This is a genomic window from Streptomyces sp. NPDC047917 (genome assembly GCF_043204345.1).
GTDB classification, from domain to species: Bacteria; Actinomycetota; Actinomycetes; order Streptomycetales; family Streptomycetaceae; genus Streptomyces; species Streptomyces sanglieri.
In genome coordinates this window covers 259,573-274,992 of record NZ_JBIDCA010000015.1, presented here as the reverse complement: position 1 = coordinate 274,992, position 15,420 = coordinate 259,573, and the positions used below count along the sequence as shown (strand labels likewise).

At 69.6% G+C, this 15,420-nt stretch carries 18 protein-coding genes and 4 tRNA genes; 17 read left to right on the top strand and 5 right to left on the bottom strand.

Going from position 1 to position 15,420, the window contains the following annotated elements; genetic code table 11:
* Window positions 1-214 precede the first annotated feature (214 nt).
* Window positions 215-296 (top strand) — tRNA-Tyr (locus tag ACGF8B_RS33845).
* Window positions 297-359: 63 nt separating this feature from the next.
* Window positions 360-809, top strand: coding sequence for a DUF523 domain-containing protein (locus tag ACGF8B_RS33840; RefSeq protein ID WP_392745927.1), 450 nt, complete (start codon window positions 360-362; stop codon window positions 807-809).
* 51 nt (window positions 810-860) lie between these two features.
* Here the strand turns inward: ACGF8B_RS33840 and ACGF8B_RS33835 are convergent, their stop codons facing one another.
* On the bottom strand, window positions 861-1,517 hold the full coding sequence (locus tag ACGF8B_RS33835) for an SDR family oxidoreductase (RefSeq protein ID WP_392745925.1): 657 nt from the start codon (window positions 1,515-1,517) through the stop codon (window positions 861-863).
* Between the two features lie 34 nt (window positions 1,518-1,551).
* Window positions 1,552-2,835, bottom strand: coding sequence for an amidohydrolase family protein (locus ACGF8B_RS33830; protein WP_392745924.1), 1,284 nt, complete (start codon window positions 2,833-2,835; stop codon window positions 1,552-1,554).
* A gap of 301 nt (window positions 2,836-3,136) precedes the next feature.
* Between ACGF8B_RS33830 and ACGF8B_RS33825 the strand changes: the two genes are divergently transcribed.
* From ACGF8B_RS33825 to ACGF8B_RS33800, 6 genes are all read left to right on the top strand, one after another.
* Window positions 3,137-3,209, top strand: a tRNA-Thr gene (locus ACGF8B_RS33825).
* Window positions 3,210-3,254: 45 nt separating this feature from the next.
* Window positions 3,255-3,327: transfer RNA gene (locus ACGF8B_RS33820), tRNA-Met, on the top strand.
* An 89-nt stretch (window positions 3,328-3,416) separates the two neighbouring features.
* Window positions 3,417-3,581 carry a 50S ribosomal protein L33 gene (gene rpmG, locus ACGF8B_RS33815; RefSeq protein ID WP_003956487.1) on the top strand — a complete coding sequence of 55 codons (165 nt, stop codon included), beginning with the start codon at window positions 3,417-3,419 and terminating at the stop codon, window positions 3,579-3,581.
* Window positions 3,582-3,704: 123 nt separating this feature from the next.
* Complete coding sequence (locus ACGF8B_RS33810) at window positions 3,705-4,157, top strand: MaoC family dehydratase N-terminal domain-containing protein (RefSeq protein WP_259928562.1); 453 nt, start codon at window positions 3,705-3,707, stop codon at window positions 4,155-4,157.
* Window positions 4,157-4,585 carry a MaoC family dehydratase gene (locus tag ACGF8B_RS33805; RefSeq protein WP_392745922.1) on the top strand — a complete coding sequence of 143 codons (429 nt, stop codon included), beginning with the start codon at window positions 4,157-4,159 and terminating at the stop codon, window positions 4,583-4,585. Before ACGF8B_RS33810 ends, ACGF8B_RS33805 begins: the two co-directional genes overlap by 1 nt.
* 155 nt (window positions 4,586-4,740) lie before the next feature.
* Window positions 4,741-5,796 carry a UDP-N-acetylmuramate dehydrogenase gene (locus tag ACGF8B_RS33800; protein ID WP_392745921.1) on the top strand — a complete coding sequence of 352 codons (1,056 nt, stop codon included), beginning with the start codon at window positions 4,741-4,743 and terminating at the stop codon, window positions 5,794-5,796.
* 32 nt (window positions 5,797-5,828) lie between these two features.
* Here the strand turns inward: ACGF8B_RS33800 and ACGF8B_RS33795 are convergent, their stop codons facing one another.
* Complete coding sequence (locus ACGF8B_RS33795) at window positions 5,829-6,464, bottom strand: NAD(P)-dependent oxidoreductase (protein WP_392745919.1); 636 nt, start codon at window positions 6,462-6,464, stop codon at window positions 5,829-5,831.
* 87 nt (window positions 6,465-6,551) lie between these two features.
* On the opposite strand from ACGF8B_RS33795, the gene ACGF8B_RS33790 reads away from it, so the two are divergent.
* Entirely contained in the window at window positions 6,552-7,157 is a 606-nt protein-coding gene (locus ACGF8B_RS33790) for a TetR/AcrR family transcriptional regulator (RefSeq protein ID WP_392745917.1), read from the top strand.
* Window positions 7,158-7,166: 9 nt separating this feature from the next.
* Here the strand turns inward: ACGF8B_RS33790 and ACGF8B_RS33785 are convergent, their stop codons facing one another.
* Together ACGF8B_RS33785 and ACGF8B_RS33780 are read right to left on the bottom strand one after the other, a co-directional pair.
* A complete protein-coding gene (locus ACGF8B_RS33785; RefSeq protein WP_392745916.1) occupies window positions 7,167-8,189 on the bottom strand; it encodes an adenosine deaminase in 1,023 nt (340 codons plus the stop codon).
* Between the two features lie 126 nt (window positions 8,190-8,315).
* Window positions 8,316-9,542: a pyridoxal phosphate-dependent aminotransferase gene (locus ACGF8B_RS33780; RefSeq protein ID WP_392745914.1), complete on the bottom strand. Its 1,227-nt coding sequence runs from the start codon at window positions 9,540-9,542 to the stop codon at window positions 8,316-8,318.
* Between the two features lie 225 nt (window positions 9,543-9,767).
* Here ACGF8B_RS33780 and ACGF8B_RS33775 point away from each other — a divergent pair.
* From ACGF8B_RS33775 to rplL, 8 genes are all read left to right on the top strand, one after another.
* Window positions 9,768-9,840: transfer RNA gene (locus tag ACGF8B_RS33775), tRNA-Trp, on the top strand.
* A 106-nt stretch (window positions 9,841-9,946) separates the two neighbouring features.
* The gene (secE, locus tag ACGF8B_RS33770; RefSeq protein WP_072485564.1) at window positions 9,947-10,234 is read left to right on the top strand and encodes a preprotein translocase subunit SecE; all 288 of its coding nucleotides are present in this window, start codon (window positions 9,947-9,949) and stop codon (window positions 10,232-10,234) included.
* A gap of 73 nt (window positions 10,235-10,307) precedes the next feature.
* Window positions 10,308-11,183: a transcription termination/antitermination protein NusG gene (nusG, locus tag ACGF8B_RS33765; protein WP_392745912.1), complete on the top strand. Its 876-nt coding sequence runs from the start codon at window positions 10,308-10,310 to the stop codon at window positions 11,181-11,183.
* Window positions 11,184-11,359: 176 nt separating this feature from the next.
* On the top strand, window positions 11,360-11,794 hold the full coding sequence (gene rplK, locus ACGF8B_RS33760; RefSeq protein WP_003967000.1) for a 50S ribosomal protein L11: 435 nt from the start codon (window positions 11,360-11,362) through the stop codon (window positions 11,792-11,794).
* Between the two features lie 80 nt (window positions 11,795-11,874).
* On the top strand, window positions 11,875-12,597 hold the full coding sequence (gene rplA, locus ACGF8B_RS33755; RefSeq protein ID WP_365475044.1) for a 50S ribosomal protein L1: 723 nt from the start codon (window positions 11,875-11,877) through the stop codon (window positions 12,595-12,597).
* A 162-nt stretch (window positions 12,598-12,759) separates the two neighbouring features.
* Entirely contained in the window at window positions 12,760-13,656 is an 897-nt protein-coding gene (locus tag ACGF8B_RS33750) for a hypothetical protein (protein ID WP_392745911.1), read from the top strand.
* 274 nt (window positions 13,657-13,930) lie between these two features.
* Window positions 13,931-14,461 (top strand): 50S ribosomal protein L10, encoded by a 531-nt coding sequence (gene rplJ, locus ACGF8B_RS33745; RefSeq protein ID WP_093540771.1) that lies wholly within the window; start codon window positions 13,931-13,933, stop codon window positions 14,459-14,461.
* Window positions 14,462-14,572: 111 nt separating this feature from the next.
* Window positions 14,573-14,956 carry a 50S ribosomal protein L7/L12 gene (gene rplL / locus ACGF8B_RS33740; protein WP_384758737.1) on the top strand — a complete coding sequence of 128 codons (384 nt, stop codon included), beginning with the start codon at window positions 14,573-14,575 and terminating at the stop codon, window positions 14,954-14,956.
* The last annotated feature ends 464 nt before the right edge of the window (window positions 14,957-15,420 follow it).

The following is a 15,420-nucleotide window of genomic DNA, read 5'->3' as shown; positions in this document are numbered from 1 at the left end:
ATACATCCAGTATGTGGACGTCCCTCCGCCTTGCGATGCACCGCATCTGACGCCGCACGCTGTTCCACCAGGAATTGCGGGACAGCCCTTAGCCACCCGCACCCGATCGGGCCGCTGATCAATCCGGTGGCGAAGCACCCCCGGGCATCGGGTATCGTTTACGTCGTTGCCACGGAGCGCCGCCAAAAAGCGGTTCTCGAAGGCAGCAATCCCTGGCGGTGTGCCCGAGTGGCCAAAGGGAGCAGACTGTAAATCTGCCGGCTCAGCCTACCCAGGTTCGAACCCTGGCGCCGCCACATGGTAAGGCCCCTGTCTCAGGCAGGGGCCTTCTTTGTTTTCTGCTGCGAGGGGCCGTGGACATGGAATCCGTACTGGTCAGCGCCTGCGTACAGGGTGTGCCCTGCCGCTTCGACGGCCGTGGCAAGGCCTCCGGCGCGGTCACCGCGGCCATCGGCGACCGCCGCCCCGTGGCCTTCTGCCCCGAGGTCTCCGCCGGACTGCCCACCCCGCGCCGCCCCGCCGAGATCGTCGGCGGTGACGGCCACGACGTGCTGGACGGCCGGGCCCGGGTCGTCGACGACACCGGCCACGACGTGACGGACGAGTTCGTGGACGGCGCGGAACGGGCTCTGGCGGCCGCGCGCCGGAGCGGGTGCACCGAGGCCCTGCTGATGGCGCGCAGCCCTTCCTGCGGGCGCGGAACGGTCTATGACGGTACGTTCACCGGCGCGCTCCGCGAGGGCGACGGCGTCACGGCCGCGCTGCTGGAGCGCAACGGCATCTCCGTCCGCCCGGCACCGCGCGACTGACCGGCCGGCAACCCGCCACCCGCGTACGGCTCTCCACGGCCGTACGCCCGGTCAGTTCCCCGCGATGTCCTTCACCGCGACCGCCACCGGCACGTTCCCGGAGATGAGTTCCAGCGTCAGCCCCGCCGTCGCCGGGGTCTCCAGCAGCTCCAGCAGCGCCGCCGCCACGTCGTCGCGCGGCACCGGACCGCGGCCGGTCGACGCGGTCAGCAAAACCGTCCCCGTGCCCGCGTCGTTCGTCAGCATGCCGGGGCGCAGGATCGTCCAGTCGAGCCCGGTCCTGGAGCGCACGTACGCGTCCGCCGCCCCCTTGGCCCGCAGATACGCGTCGAAGACCTCGTCGCCCGGGTGGTCGGGGTCGGCGCCCATCGACGAGACCACGACGTAGCGCCGTACGCCCGCCATTTCGGCGGCGTCGGCGAAGAGCACCGCCGCCCCGCGATCCACCGTCTCCTTGCGTTCCGCGCCGCTGTCGGGGCCCGCGCCGGCCGCGAAGACCACCGCGTCGGCGCCGCGCAGCACCTCGGCCACCTCCTGCGCGGAGGAGGATTCGAGATCCAGGACCACCGGCTCGGCACCCGCGTCCCGGAGGTCCTTGCCCTGGTCCGGATTGCGGATGACGCCGACGGCCTCGTGCCCGCGCGCGGTGAGCAGCCGCTCCAACCGCAGCGCGATCTGACCATGTCCACCTGCGATGACAATGCGCATGGTCACGACCGTACGCCGCGGCGGGCCGCCGCGCTCAGGGCCCGCCGCAGGAACCGGGATCCGTTCTCCCCTGGCGCGGCAGATCGAGGGCGACGACGGTCTCGGAGTCGCAGTACTCGCGCACCGCGCTCGTCCGCGCCACCACCCGGCCGCGATGCACCACCACCCGGCTGTAGGCGAGCGAGAGCACCTCCGGCAGCTGCTCCCCACGCACCGCGAGCAGCTCGGCCGGAAAGCCCGCCTCGACCCTGACCCCGGGCAGCCCCATCGCCGTCCTGGCGGCCGAGGACACCGCCTCGTACGCCTCCGCGGCCGGCAGCCCGTGCTGCGAGGCCAGCAGGTAGGCGGCCTCCAGCGGGTCACCGCGGCCGACCGGGTTCGTGAGGTCCCGCAACGCCCCGCTGCCCGCCGCGACCCGCACCCCGGCCGCCCGCAGCAGCCGCACGGGAGCGGTGCCCCGGCCCTCCGCGCCGCAGCAGCCGCCCTGGGGGAGGCAGATCACCGTCACCCCGGCCGCGGCCAGCTGGTCGGCGGCGCGGGCCGCGGCCTGCGGGGGAAGCCGGGAGAGGCCCGCGCACGGCCCGAGCGAGACGCCGGGCCGCAGCCCTCCGGCCATGGCGGCCAGCCGGCCGAGCCGGGCCGGATCGTCGCTGTCCGTGTGCAGGTCGACCGGGCAGCCCTGCTCGGCGGCGACCTCCAGCACGGCCTCCGCGTACCCCGCCGGGTCCGGATCGAGGTCCGGGCAGCCGCCGACCGCACCGACACCCATCTTCACCGCGTCGCGCAGCATGGCCAGGTTGCCCGCGCCCGCGATGCCGGTGAGCAGCCGGGGCACCGCGACCGGGGTCAGGTCGGCCAGTCCGCGCAGCGAGCGGCGGGCCTGCAGTACGGCTTCGAGCGGGGCGAGGCCCCGGACGTCCCCGATCCGCACGTGCGAGCGCAGCGCCGTGGCCCCGTGGCCGAGCTGGAGCAGGGCGGCCTCGGTGGCGCGGCGCCGGATGTCCTCCGGGCGGTGCGACGCCGGGCCGGGGGCGCCGTCGGCGGTGAGCGCGGTGTCGCTGTGGGTGTGGGGTTCGGCGGGGGCGGGGAGCAGCAGATAGCCGCGCAGGTCCAGCCGCGGACCGGTGGCGGCCAGACTGCCCGCCGTGCCGACGGCCTCGATGCGGCCGCCGCCGAGCCGTACGTCCACGACGCGGCCGTCGGTGAGCCGGGCGCCGCAGAGCACCAGGCCGGCCGGGGCGGCGGTCTCCGGGCCGCCGGCCGCACCGTCCGCGTCGGCGGCATGGTCGTCCGGCTGCCACGGCTGGCTGTCGGGCATCGCGCTCCTGGGAATGGGGACAAGATCACGCAGAGTGAGTCGAGCCTAGGGGCGCGTTCGGCCCGGTTCGAGGAGGAGCGGAATAGTCGTACCGGTGTGGCCCTGGGGATGCGTGGGGCGGGTGTGTACGACCGTGACGATGGTGCCCCACGGGGAGACCGAGGCGCTGATCAGGCGGCCGGCGGGCGGTCCCCGGGGCTCTCGATCAAGGGATCGGCGGGGCGTCGATCAAGGGCTCCGGGCGGGGGTCCGAAACGGATTTGGGCGATCGGCGAGGGAGCGTGTAATGTCGTCATCGCTCGCCCCAATAGCTCAGTCGGTAGAGCGTCTCCATGGTAAGGAGAAGGTCTGCGGTTCGATTCCGCATTGGGGCTCTGGTGATCGGGAAACCCCGCTTCGGCGGGGGGACTCGTCATCAAAGCGGTGTAGCTCAGTCGGTAGAGCAAGCGGCTCATAATCGCTGTGTCACCGGTTCAAGTCCGGTCACCGCTACTTACGGTAGCCGATTGTGGGGTCGGTCCTTCGATCGGCTACTCTTTTTTGCGTTCATCCGTCCATCCGTCCGTCCAAGGAGCACTCACGTGGCTGCCACCGACGTCCGCCCGAAGATCACGCTGGCCTGCGTGGAGTGCAAGGAGCGGAACTACATCACCAAGAAGAACCGGCGTAACAACCCGGACCGTCTTGAGATGAAGAAGCACTGCCCGCGCTGCAACTCGCACACTGCGCACCGCGAAACGCGCTGAAACAGGCTCGTACACGAGGCCGTCCCCATTGGGGGCGGCCTCGTGTCGTTGTATGAAGGCTGTCCTTCGGCCTGTTCATCATTTCTTCGGCCTGTTCATCTTTCATCAGGAGGTAGCGAGCCCATGGCGCTCGACCAGTCCTTCGTGGGGCGGACCTATCCGCCCACCCCGCCGTACGAGGTCGGCCGGGAGAAGATCCGTGAGTTCGCCGAGGCGGTGGGCGACCCGAATCCGGCGTACGTCGACCCCGAGGCCGCCAAGGCGCTCGGCCACAGCGATGTGATCGCGCCGCCGACGTTCGTCTTCTCCATCACGTTCAAGGCGGCCGGGCAGGTGATCCACGACCCGCAGCTGGGTCTGGACTACAGCCGGGTGGTGCACGGCGACCAGAAGTTCGCCTACACGCGTCCCGTGCGGGCGGGGGACCGGCTGACGGTCACCTCGACGATCGAGGCCATCAAGTCCCTGGCGGGCAACGACATCCTGGACGTCCGTGGCGAGGTCCACGACGAGTCCGGTGAGCACGTCGTGACCGCGTGGACGAAGCTGGTGGCGCGCGCCGCCGAGGAGGCGTGATGACGGCGAACGTCGCATACGAGTCGGTCGAGGTCGGTACGGAGCTGCCGGCGCAGTCCTTCCGGGTGACCCGGGCGATGCTGGTGCAGTACGCGGGCGCTTCCGGTGACTTCAACCCGATCCACTGGAACGAGAAGTTCGCCCGCGAGGTCGGACTGCCGGACGTGATCGCGCACGGCATGTTCACCATGGCCGAGGCGATCCGCGTGGTCACGGACTGGGCCGGTGACCCGGGCGCGGTCGTCGAGTACGGGGTGCGGTTCACCAAGCCGGTCGTCGTGCCGAACGACGACGACGGCGCACTGATCGAGGTCAGCGGCAAGGTGGCCGCCCTGCTGGACGACAAGCGGGTGCGGGTGGACCTGACGGCCATGAACGAGGGCAAGAAGGTGCTGGGCATGTCCCGCGCCGTGGTGCGGCTCGGCTGAGGCCGCCGAGCGTGACGCGAGGGGCACCGTCCGATGGGCGGTGCCCCTCACGCGTGCCGGGCGGGGGACCGGTGAGGCCGCCCGAGCCGCGGGTCGCGCGGGTACGGTCCGTGCCCCGCCCGAGCGCTCGGGGCACGGACCGTACCCTTGTCCCCGTGCAGGAACTCCATGACGCCCCCCTCGCCCCCCTGACCACCTTCCGGCTGGGCGGCCCCGCCACCCGCCTCCTCACGGCGACGACCGACGCCGAGGTGATCGAAGCCGTGCGCGAGGCGGACGGGAGCGGCACTCCGCTCCTCGTCATCGGCGGCGGCAGCAACCTGGTCATCGGCGACAAGGGCTTCGACGGCACCGCCCTGCGCATCGCGACCGAGGGCTTCGCACTGGACGGCACGGCACTGGAGCTCGCCGCCGGGGAGATCTGGACGGACGCCGTGGCCCGTACCGTCGAGGCCGGTCTCGCGGGCATCGAATGCCTGGCCGGAATCCCGGGCTCCGCGGGTGCGACCCCGATCCAGAACGTCGGCGCGTACGGCCAGGAGGTCTCCTCCACCATCACGGAGGTCGTCGCCTACGACCGGCACACCGAGGAAACGGTCACCATTGCGAACGCCGCGTGCGCGTTCTCGTACCGGCACAGTCGTTTCAAGGCCGAACCCGACCGTTTCGTGGTGCTGCGGGTCCGCTTCGAGCTGGAGGACGCGGGCGGTCTGTCCGCGCCGCTGAAGTACGCCGAGACGGCCCGCGCCATGGGCGTCGAACAGGGCGAGCGGGTGCCCGCGGCGGCCGCCCGCGAGACCGTGCTCGGGCTCCGGGCCGGCAAGGGCATGGTCCTGGACCCGGCCGACCACGACACCTGGTCGGCCGGCTCCTTCTTCACCAACCCGATCCTGACGGAGGCGGAGTACGAGGTGTTCCTCGCCCGTGCCGCGGACCGGCTCGGCCCGGGGACGACGCCCCCCGCCTTCCCCGCGGACGGGGGACGCGTCAAGACCTCCGCGGCCTGGCTGATCGACAAGGCCGGTTTCACCAAGGGATACGGCACCGGCCCGGCCCGTATCTCCACCAAGCACACCCTCGCCCTCACCAATCGCGGCGAGGCGGCCACCGAGGACCTCCTCGCGCTCGCCCGCGAGGTCGTCGCCGGGGTCCGCGAGGCATTCGGCGTCACGCTCGTCAACGAACCGGTGACGGTCGGCGTGAGCCTCTAGGCCGTGCGGGGGACGGGGCGGGCCCGTCCCGTTCAGTACGCCACGCCCACGCCCTGCTTCACCGACGCCGGGTCGTCGGTCAGCGCCAGCATCGCGTGCGCCACATCGGCCCGCGAGATGGTCCGGCCGCTGCGCGGAGTGCCGCCGACGACCGTCCGGTACTTCCCCGTCAGCGGCCCGTCGGTGAGCTTCGGCGGCCGTACGGACGTCCAGTCCGTCGCGCTCCGGGCCAGCGCGGCCTCCATCAGCGTCAGGTCCGCGTAGACCTCCTTGAGGACCGCCCCGATCACCTTGCGGGCCAGCCGGTCCGGCAGCGGGTCGTCGGCCGGCCGGGGGCCGACCGGGGCCGCGCTGACGACCAGCAGCCGCCGTACCCCCTCCGCTTCCATCGCGGCCAGCACCGCCCCGGTGAGCCGCTCGGCGACCCCGTCCGCCTTCCGGCCGCGCGAGCCCAGCGCGGAGAGCACCGCGTCCCGGCCCGCGACCGCCTCGCGCAGCGCCTCCGGATCGTCCATGCGCGCGACGGTGTGGACCTGGACGTCGGAGAGCGGGACGGGCAGCCGCGCCGGGTCGCGGACCACCGCCGTCACCTCGTGGCCCGCCGCCAGCGCCTGGCGGACGATCTCCTGACCGACGCCGCCCGTGGCGCCGAACACCGTGATCCTCATTGCGCACCCTCCCAGGGTGGGTAAGTATTCACTCACCCCTAGAGTGAGTGGATACTCACCACCTCGTCAAGCCTCGTTGGAGTACGCATGGAGCAGAAGCCGGCCCGCGTCCGCATCATCGACGCCGCCCATCAGCTGATGCTCACCATCGGCCTGGCCCGCGCCACCACCAAGGAGATCGCCAGAGCCGCGGGCTGCTCGGAGGCCGCGCTCTACAAGCACTTCGCGAGCAAGGAAGAGCTGTTCGTGACCGTGCTCAAGGAACGGCTTCCCAGGCTCAACCCGCTGCTGAAACGGCTGGTCGTGTCACCCGGGGCGGGGGAGCGGACCGTCGAGCAGAACCTCACCGAGATCGCCCGCCAGGCCGCGCTCTTCTACGAGCAGAGTTTCCCGATCGCCGCCTCGCTGTACGCCGAGCCCAGGCTCAAGGAACGCCATAACGAGGCGATGCGGGAGCTCGGCACCGGCCCGCACATGCCCATCAGGGGGCTGGACGCCTATCTGCGCTCCGAACAGGCGGCCGGCCGGGTCCGCGCCGACGCGGACACCTACGCGGCCGCTTCGCTGCTGCTGGGGGCCTGCGCACAACGCGCCTTCGCCTACGAGGCCACGGCGGGCGGAGAGCCGCCGCAGCCCCTCGACGAGTTCGCCGCGTCCGTGGCGAGCACGCTGATGCGCGGCGTCGGCGCCTGATCCGGAGCCCTACCCCGCGGGCTTCGCCAGCCAGTCGTCGACGCCCGCCAGGAGCCGCGTCCGCACCGGAGCCGGTGCGGCGGAGCCCCGGACCGACTGCCGGGCCAGCTCGGCCAGTTCCTCGTCGGTGAACGCGTGGTGGCGCCGCACCAGGTCGTACTGCGCGGCCAGCCGGGAACCGAAGAGCAGCGGATCGTCCGCGCCCAGCGCCATCGGCACCCCGGCCTCGAACAGTTTGCGCAGCGGTACGTCGGCGGGCTTCTCGTAGACGCCCAGCGCCACGTTCGATGCCGGGCAGACCTCGCAGGTCACCTGGCGCTCGGCCAGCGTGCGCAGCAGCCGGGGATCCTCGGCCGCCCGTACGCCGTGTCCGATCCGGGCCGCGTCGAGGTCGTCCAGGCAGTCCCGGACGCTGGAGGGGCCGGACAGCTCACCGCCGTGCGGCGCCGCCAGCAGGCCGCCCTCGCGGGCGATGGCGAAGGCCCGGTCGAAGTCACGGGCCATCCCGCGGCGCTCGTCGTTGGAGAGCCCGAATCCGACCACGCCCCGGTCCGCGTACCGCACCGCGAGCCGGGCGAGCGTCCGGGCGTCCAGCGGATGCTTCATCCGGTTCGCCGCGATCACCACCCGGATCGGCAGCCCGGTCCCGCGCGAGGCGCTGTCCACCGCGTCCAGGATGATCTCGATCGCCGGGATCAGCCCGCCGAGCAGCGGTGCGTACGAGGTGGGGTCGACCTGGATCTCCAGCCAGCCCGAGCCGTCCGCGACGTCCTCCTGGGCCGTCTCGCGCACCAGCCGCTGAATGTCCTCGGGGGACCTGAGACAGGACCGGGCGATGTCGTAGAGCCGCTGGAAGCGGAACCATCCGCGCTCGTCCGTGGCCCGCAGCTTCGGCGGCTCGCCACCGGTCAGGGCATCGGGCAGGTGCACGCCGTACTTGTCGGCGAGTTCGAGCAGGGTCGTCGGCCGCATCGACCCGGTGAAATGCAGGTGCAGGTGGGCCTTGGGCAACAGCCGTACATCACGCTCCATTCCAAGATCCTGCCGCACACCCGGGGTCGAGCGGTAGCCGCTTTCCCCATCGAGTTGACTCCCGAACGCGCGAGCGACCCCCCCGGCCCGGCCGGGGGGGTCGCTCGCGCGGGACCGCGGGACGTACTAGGCCCTGGCCTCGCCCAGCAGCTTCTGGAGCCGCGAGACGCCCTCGACGAGGTCGTCGTCGCCCAGCGCGTACGAGAGCCGCAGGTAGCCCGGCGTGCCGAAGGCCTCGCCCGGTACGACCGCCACCTCGGCCTCGTCCAGGATCAGCGCCGCCAGCTCGACCGAGGTGGCCGGGCGCCGGCCCCGGATCTCCTTGCCGAGCAGGTCCTTCACCGTCGGGTAGGCGTAGAACGCGCCCTCGGGCTCCGGGCAGAACACGCCGTCGATCTCGTTGAGCATCCGCACGATGAGCTTGCGGCGGCGGTCGAAGGCGGTGCGCATCTCGGCGACCGCGTCCAGGCTCCCGGAGACGGCGGCCAGCGCGGCGACCTGGGCCACGTTGGAGACGTTGGACGTGGCGTGCGACTGGAGGTTGGTCGCGGCCTTGACGACGTCCTTCGGACCGACGATCCAGCCCACCCGCCAGCCGGTCATCGCGTACGTCTTGGCGACGCCGTTGACCACGATGCACTTGTCACGCAGCTCGGGCACGATCGCGGGCAGCGAGGTGAACTTCGCATCCCCGTAGACCAGGTGCTCGTAGATCTCGTCGGTCAGCACCCACAGGCCGTGCGCGACGGCCCAGTGGCCGATCGCCTCGGCGTCGGCCTCGCTGTACACGGCACCGGTCGGGTTCGAGGGGGAGACGAACAGGACGACCTTGGTGCGCTCGGTGCGCGCCGCCTCCAGCTGCTCGACGGAGACCCGGTAGCCGGTGGTCTCGTCGGCCACGACCTCCACCGGGACACCGCCGGCCAGCCGGATCGACTCGGGGTAGGTGGTCCAGTACGGGGCGGGGACGATGACCTCGTCACCCGGGTCGAGGATCGCGGCGAACGCCTCGTAGATGGCCTGCTTCCCGCCGTTGGTCACCAGGATCTGCGAGGCGTCGACCTCGTAGCCGGAGTCGCGCAGCGTCTTCTCCGCGATGGCGGACTTGAGCTCCGGGAGCCCTCCTGCCGGGGTGTAGCGGTGGTACTTCGGGTTGCGGCAGGCCTCGACCGCGGCGTCGACGATGTAGCCGGGGGTCGGGAAATCGGGCTCACCGGCACCGAAGCCGATCACCGGACGGCCGGCGGCCTTGAGGGCCTTTGCCTTGGCGTCCACGGCGAGGGTGGCGGACTCGGAGATCGCACCGATGCGGGCGGAGACCCGGCGCTCGGAAGGGGAAGTTGCAGCGCTCATGGTCCCCATGGTTCCAGACCGTGATCCCTGTCGGCACAACGGTTTCAGGGACCGGACACGACTCGGACAGCATGCGGACAACATGCGACCAGGAGCGGTCGGGAGCTATCTGTTCGACGCCGGGCCGCTGAACACGTACACTCACCTGTCGTTGGCCTTCACCAGCCGCACCGTTCCTGCACCCGGGCCATCCGGGGAGATGCGGTAGGTTGGTGGAAACCACAAAGGGTCGTAGCTCAATTGGTAGAGCACTGGTCTCCAAAACCAGCGGTTGGGGGTTCAAGTCCCTCCGGCCCTGCTACACACTCCTTCGCCAGGATGTGTGCGCATGTACGTACTTCAATGCACCGCCGTGCGGCTCCACCGGGCGCGGCACGGCCATGACCCGGAATCAGGTGAGAAGCGTGACGGACGCCGTGGGCTCCATCGACATGCCTGATGCCGAGGATGAAGTACCCGAGTCGAAGAAGAAGACCCGGAAGGGCGGCAAGCGCGGAAAGAAGGGCCCTCTGGGCCGTCTCGCGCTGTTCTACCGCCAGATCGTCGCCGAGTTGCGCAAGGTCGTCTGGCCGACTCGCAGCCAGCTGACGACATACACCAGTGTGGTGATTGTCTTCGTCGTCGTCATGATCGGTCTGGTTACCGTGATTGACTTCGGATTCCAGCGGGTCATCAAGTACGTCTTCGGCTGATCCCGCGGAGGGCGCCTCATGGGCGCCCCTTTCGCATGTTCCACCCATTTGTATCCAGGAAGAAGCAGCCACCGTGTCTGACCCGAACCTGAACGACGCCGTCGAGCCGACGGCGGGCGCCTTCGAGTCCGCCGAGGACGAGCTCGACATCGTCGAGGCGGCGGACGCCGAGGAGCCGGACCAGGCCGAAGCTGCCGATGCCGCCGCAGGTGAGCCTGCCGAGCAGGCCGCCGTGCACGCCGAGGACGAGGAAGAGGAAGAGGCCGCGGAGGCCGACGCCGAATCCGAGAGCGACGAGGACGACGAGGAAGCGGCCGAGCCGGCCGAGCCCGTCGACGCCGTCACCGCCCTGCGCGACGAGCTGCGCGGCCTTCCCGGCGAGTGGTACGTCATCCACACGTACGCCGGTTACGAGAAGCGTGTGAAGGCCAACCTGGAGCAGCGCGCCGTCTCGCTCAACGTCGAGGACTTCATCTACCAGGCCGAAGTGCCCGAGGAAGAGATCGTCCAGATCAAGAACGGCGAGCGCAAGAACGTCCGCCAGAACAAGCTCCCGGGCTACGTCCTGGTGCGCATGGACCTGACGAACGAGTCCTGGGGCGTCGTCCGCAACACCCCCGGCGTCACCGGCTTCGTGGGCAACGCCTACGACCCGTACCCGCTGACCCTGGACGAGATCGTCAAGATGCTCGCCCCGGAGGCCGAGGAGAAGGCCGCCCGCGAGGCCGCCGAGGCCGAGGGCAAGCCGGCTCCGGCCCGCAAGGTCGAGGTTCAGGTGCTCGACTTCGAGGTCGGCGACTCGGTCACCGTCACCGACGGCCCGTTCGCGACGCTGCAGGCGACGATCAACGAGATCAACGCCGACTCGAAGAAGGTCAAGGGTCTCGTCGAGATCTTCGGCCGCGAGACCCCGGTCGAGCTCAGCTTCGACCAGATCCAGAAGAACTAGCGGTATTCCGCCAGTCTCTGGACACATGCCTACCGAGCAGGTCAGACCGGCTGCAAAGCCCGTCTGACCTGCTTGGTTTTTGGTCGCGCAGCTATACCCGTTATCGTTGTGCGGTATGCCTCCATCCGGATGACCGGAAGGCGGCGAAACACTCTCACTAGGACCCGGAGAGAGCAATGCCTCCCAAGAAGAAGAAGGTCACGGGGCTTATCAAGCTCCAGATCAACGCCGGTGCGGCCAACCCGGCCCCGCCGGTCGGCCCCGCGCTCGGCCAGCACGGCGTCAACATCATGGAGTTCTGCAAGGCCTACAACGCCGCGACCGAGTCGCAGCGTGGCATGGTCGTGCCGGTGGAGATCACGGTCTACGAGGACCGTTCCTTCACCTTCGTGACCAAGACTCCGCCGGCCGCGAAGCTGATCCTCAAGGCCGCGGGTGTGGACAAGGGCTCCGGCGAGCCGCACAAGACCAAGGTTGCCAAGCTGACGGCCGCCCAGGTCCGCGAGATCGCCACGACGAAGCTCCCCGACCTGAACGCCAATGACCTCGACGCCGCGTCGAAGATCATCGCCGGCACCGCCCGTTCCATGGGCATCACGGTCGAAGGCTGATTCAGCCCCACCGCCCTCAGTGGTAGGACCAAGCGCTGGTCCGCACCACGACTCCACACTCTGAAACCACAGGAGTAGAAGTGAAGCGCAGCAAGAACCTCCGCGCTGCGGACGCCAAGATCGACCGGGCGCGTAACTACGCCCCGCTCGAGGCCGTCCGTCTCGCCAAGGACACCGCCTCCACGAAGTTCGACGGCACCGTCGAGGTCGCGTTCTGCCTGGGTGTCGACCCGCGCAAGGCCGACCAGATGGTCCGTGGCACCGTGAACCTCCCGCACGGCACCGGCAAGACCGCCCGGGTCCTGGTCTTCGCGACCGGTGACCGTGCTGCGGCCGCGGAAGCCGCTGGAGCCGACATCGTCGGCGCCGACGAGCTCATCGACGAGGTGGCGAAGGGCCGTCTGGACTTCGACGCCGTCGTCGCCACTCCGGACCTCATGGGCAAGGTCGGCCGCCTCGGCCGCGTGCTCGGTCCGCGTGGTCTGATGCCGAACCCGAAGACCGGCACCGTCACCCCCGACGTCGTGAAGGCTGTCAACGACATCAAGGGCGGCAAGATCGAGTTCCGCGTCGACAAGCACTCGAACCTGCACTTCATCATCGGCAAGACGTCGTTCGACGACACCAAGCTGGTGGAGAACTACGCAGCGGCGCTGGAGGAGATCCTCCGTCTGAAGCCGTCCGCCGCCAAGGGCCGCTACATCAAGAAGGCCACCCTGGCCACCACGATGGGCCCCGGCATCCCGCTGGACGCCAACCGCACCCGTAACCTCCTCGTCGAGGAGGACCCGGCCGCCGTCTGAGCCCCAGCGCTCGGCAGCAAGCCGCGTCACGTGTGACATGAACGGGCCCCGCAACCTTTCGAGGTGCGGGGCCCGTCCTTGTATCCGTATTGCCGGAGGCGCTGTCGGACCCGTGCGTTAGCGTGAGGCCCCGACAGAGCCGAACGAGGGGTGGAAGCTGACATGAGGACCAGTACCGTGCGACGCGTGTGTCTGTCGGTGGCGGCGGCAGCGGCGCTGACGTCGGTCGCGGCCTGCAGCGGATCGGACAGCGGCAAGAGCGACAAGCAGGGCAGCGGCGTCGTCAAGGCCGACCCGATAGCCGCGCTGCTCGACGTGCAGAAGAAGACCGGCGGGGAGAACTCCGCGAAGGTCGAGGGCACCACTCAGATGGGCACCACCATGTCCATGGAGCAGACCGGTGTCATCGACTGGACCGACGGTCTCACCGGCACCATGGAGATCACGTACACCGGCGGCAGCATGGCGGACGCCATGAAGCAGTCCGGCGGCACCGGCACGATGCAGGCCCGCTACTTCAAGGACGGATACGTCGTCAACATGGGCGACGGATTCGCGAAGCAGACCGGCGGCAAGCACTGGATCAACTACGGCTACGCCGACCTCGCCAAGATGGCGGGTGCCTCCGGCGAGGCGATGAAGCAGCAGATGCAGAACACCACCCCCGACCAGGGAGTGAAGTCGCTGCTGGCCTCCGGCGACGTGAAGAAGGTCGGCAAGGAGGACGTGCGGGGCGTCTCCGCCACGCACTACTCCGGCACCGTCGACGTGGCCGCGCTGACCGCGAAGAACTCCGAGCTCGACGCCGACCAGCTGGAGCAGCTGAAGAAGCAGCTGAGCGACGCCGGGATCACCACGGAGACGGTCGACATCTGGGTCGACGACAACGACCTGCTGGTCAAGAAGACCGAGCGCGGCCAGATGAAGACCGGCGAGCTCAACTCCACGGTGTACTACAGCGACTACGGGACGAAGGTCTCCGTCGAACAGCCGCCGGCCTCGGACACGGTCGACTTCGCCGAGCTCCTGAAGCAGCAGCAGGGGGCGGGCGCGTCCTGAACCTCATCCACCGCATCGAACGGGACGGATTTGCCCGGCGCGGCCCCGGTCGCGTACTCTCCTGAAGAAGCCAAAGACCGCTGGTCGTTGCTGTGCTCTCGCAAGAGGGAACAGTGACCGAAGGATCCGTTGAGTACGGGCGACCTGCGCAGGTGACTGTGGAAAGCTCCCGGATTCGTTCGGTCGAGCTACGCCCTGGCGCCTGCGCCGGGGCGTTTCGTCTTTCCCGGCCCCTTCTGAGCGGTCCTCATCACCCGGAAGGAGGCCGACGCTCATGGCAAGGCCCGACAAGGCTGCCGCGGTAGCCGAGCTCGCGGACCAGTTCCGCAGCTCGAACGCCGCTGTGCTGACCGAGTACCGGGGTCTCACCGTGGCGCAGCTCAAGACGCTGCGTCGTTCGCTCGGTGAGAACGCCCAGTACGCCGTGGTGAAGAACACGCTGACCAAGATTGCGGCCAACGAGGCCGGGATCACTTCGCTGGACGACCAGTTCACTGGTCCGACGGCGGTTGCCTTCATCACCGGTGACCCGGTGGAGTCGGCGAAGGGTCTTCGTGACTTCGCCAAGGAGAACCCGAACCTGATCATCAAGGGCGGTGTCCTTGACGGTAAGGCGCTGTCCGCCGATGAGATCAAGAAGCTTGCGGACCTCGAGTCCCGCGAGGTTCTGCTCAGCAAGCTGGCCGGTGCCTTCAAGGGCAAGCAGTCTCAGGCTGCTTCGCTCTTCCAGGCGCTGCCGTCGAAGTTCGTCCGCACCGCGGAGGCGCTTCGCGTCAAGCTCGAAGAGCAGGGCGGTGCCGAGTAACTCGGCTCGCGCAATGACCGCCGCCCACTAGGGAGACGGTCGCAGCGGGCCGAACGTACGCCCGCCTACATGTACATCCGGCACCTGCCGAATTAGTGGAAGGACGCCATCATGGCGAAGCTGTCCCAGGACGACCTGCTCGCGCAGTTCGAAGAGATGACCCTCATCGAGCTCTCCGAGTTCGTGAAGGCCTTCGAGGCGAAGTTCGACGTCACCGCCGCCGCGGCCGTCGCCGTCGCCGGCCCGGCCGGCCCGGGTGCCGCTGCCGAGGCCGTCGAGGAGCAGGACGAGTTCGACGTCATCCTCACCGGCGCCGGCGAGAAGAAGATCCAGGTCATCAAGGTCGTGCGTGAGCTGACCTCGCTGGGTCTGAAGGAGGCCAAGGACCTCGTCGACGGCACCCCGAAGCCGGTCCTCGAGAAGGTCGCCAAGGAGGCCGCCGAGAAGGCTGCCGAGTCCCTCAAGGCCGCCGGCGCTTCCGTCGAGGTCAAGTGACTCAGGGAGTCTGCTGACTCCTCCTGACGACTCCTGCCGTACGGCACGGACGTCATCACACGAAGGGCGATCACCCATCCGGGTGGTCGCCCTTCGGCGTACCCGAGGCGGCTGCCTTGCTCTTCCGGTGGCGACGAGTATGGTGATCTTCGCCGTTGCCTCTCCGGAGCGGCCGACCGGCGCCGGGAGGCGGTCGGGTGCGGACCTCGGGGCGTTGTCCCCGCAGGGGGGCCTTGACGAACCGCACGCGGCGCGCAATTCTCAGGACGCGTCGTCACATCGATCCGAATCCGAGGCATGGATCGTGGGCGAAGCGGGCAGTAAAGAAGAGCGCACCACGCGCAAGGGCTAGCCATAGGTGTTGAGAACAGCTGTTGAGAGCAACGTGGGTCTCTGAGAACCCCGACTGGACATCAGTGTGCCGTTTGGCTACACTGACCCTTTGCGCTGCCTGTTAGCTGCCT

What these genes read in the sequence shown, in the direction of transcription:
- ACGF8B_RS33750 (WP_392745911.1), top strand. Translation starts at nt 12,760, where the DNA reads ATGAGGACCAGTACCGTGCGACGCGTGTGTCTGTCGGTGGCGGCGGCA.
- ACGF8B_RS33810 (WP_259928562.1), top strand. Translation starts at nt 3,705, where the DNA reads ATGGCGCTCGACCAGTCCTTCGTGGGGCGGACCTATCCGCCCACCCCG.
- ACGF8B_RS33805 (WP_392745922.1), top strand. Translation starts at nt 4,157, where the DNA reads ATGACGGCGAACGTCGCATACGAGTCGGTCGAGGTCGGTACGGAGCTG.
- ACGF8B_RS33835 (WP_392745925.1), bottom strand. Translation starts at nt 1,517, where the DNA reads ATGCGCATTGTCATCGCAGGTGGACATGGTCAGATCGCGCTGCGGTTG.
- ACGF8B_RS33790 (WP_392745917.1), top strand. Translation starts at nt 6,552, where the DNA reads ATGGAGCAGAAGCCGGCCCGCGTCCGCATCATCGACGCCGCCCATCAG.
- ACGF8B_RS33780 (WP_392745914.1), bottom strand. Translation starts at nt 9,542, where the DNA reads ATGAGCGCTGCAACTTCCCCTTCCGAGCGCCGGGTCTCCGCCCGCATC.
- rplL (WP_384758737.1), top strand. Translation starts at nt 14,573, where the DNA reads ATGGCGAAGCTGTCCCAGGACGACCTGCTCGCGCAGTTCGAAGAGATG.
- ACGF8B_RS33785 (WP_392745916.1), bottom strand. Translation starts at nt 8,189, where the DNA reads ATGGAGCGTGATGTACGGCTGTTGCCCAAGGCCCACCTGCACCTGCAT.
- ACGF8B_RS33830 (WP_392745924.1), bottom strand. Translation starts at nt 2,835, where the DNA reads ATGCCCGACAGCCAGCCGTGGCAGCCGGACGACCATGCCGCCGACGCG.
- ACGF8B_RS33840 (WP_392745927.1), top strand. Translation starts at nt 360, where the DNA reads ATGGAATCCGTACTGGTCAGCGCCTGCGTACAGGGTGTGCCCTGCCGC.
- ACGF8B_RS33795 (WP_392745919.1), bottom strand. Translation starts at nt 6,464, where the DNA reads ATGAGGATCACGGTGTTCGGCGCCACGGGCGGCGTCGGTCAGGAGATC.
- rplK (WP_003967000.1), top strand. Translation starts at nt 11,360, where the DNA reads ATGCCTCCCAAGAAGAAGAAGGTCACGGGGCTTATCAAGCTCCAGATC.
- rplJ (WP_093540771.1), top strand. Translation starts at nt 13,931, where the DNA reads ATGGCAAGGCCCGACAAGGCTGCCGCGGTAGCCGAGCTCGCGGACCAG.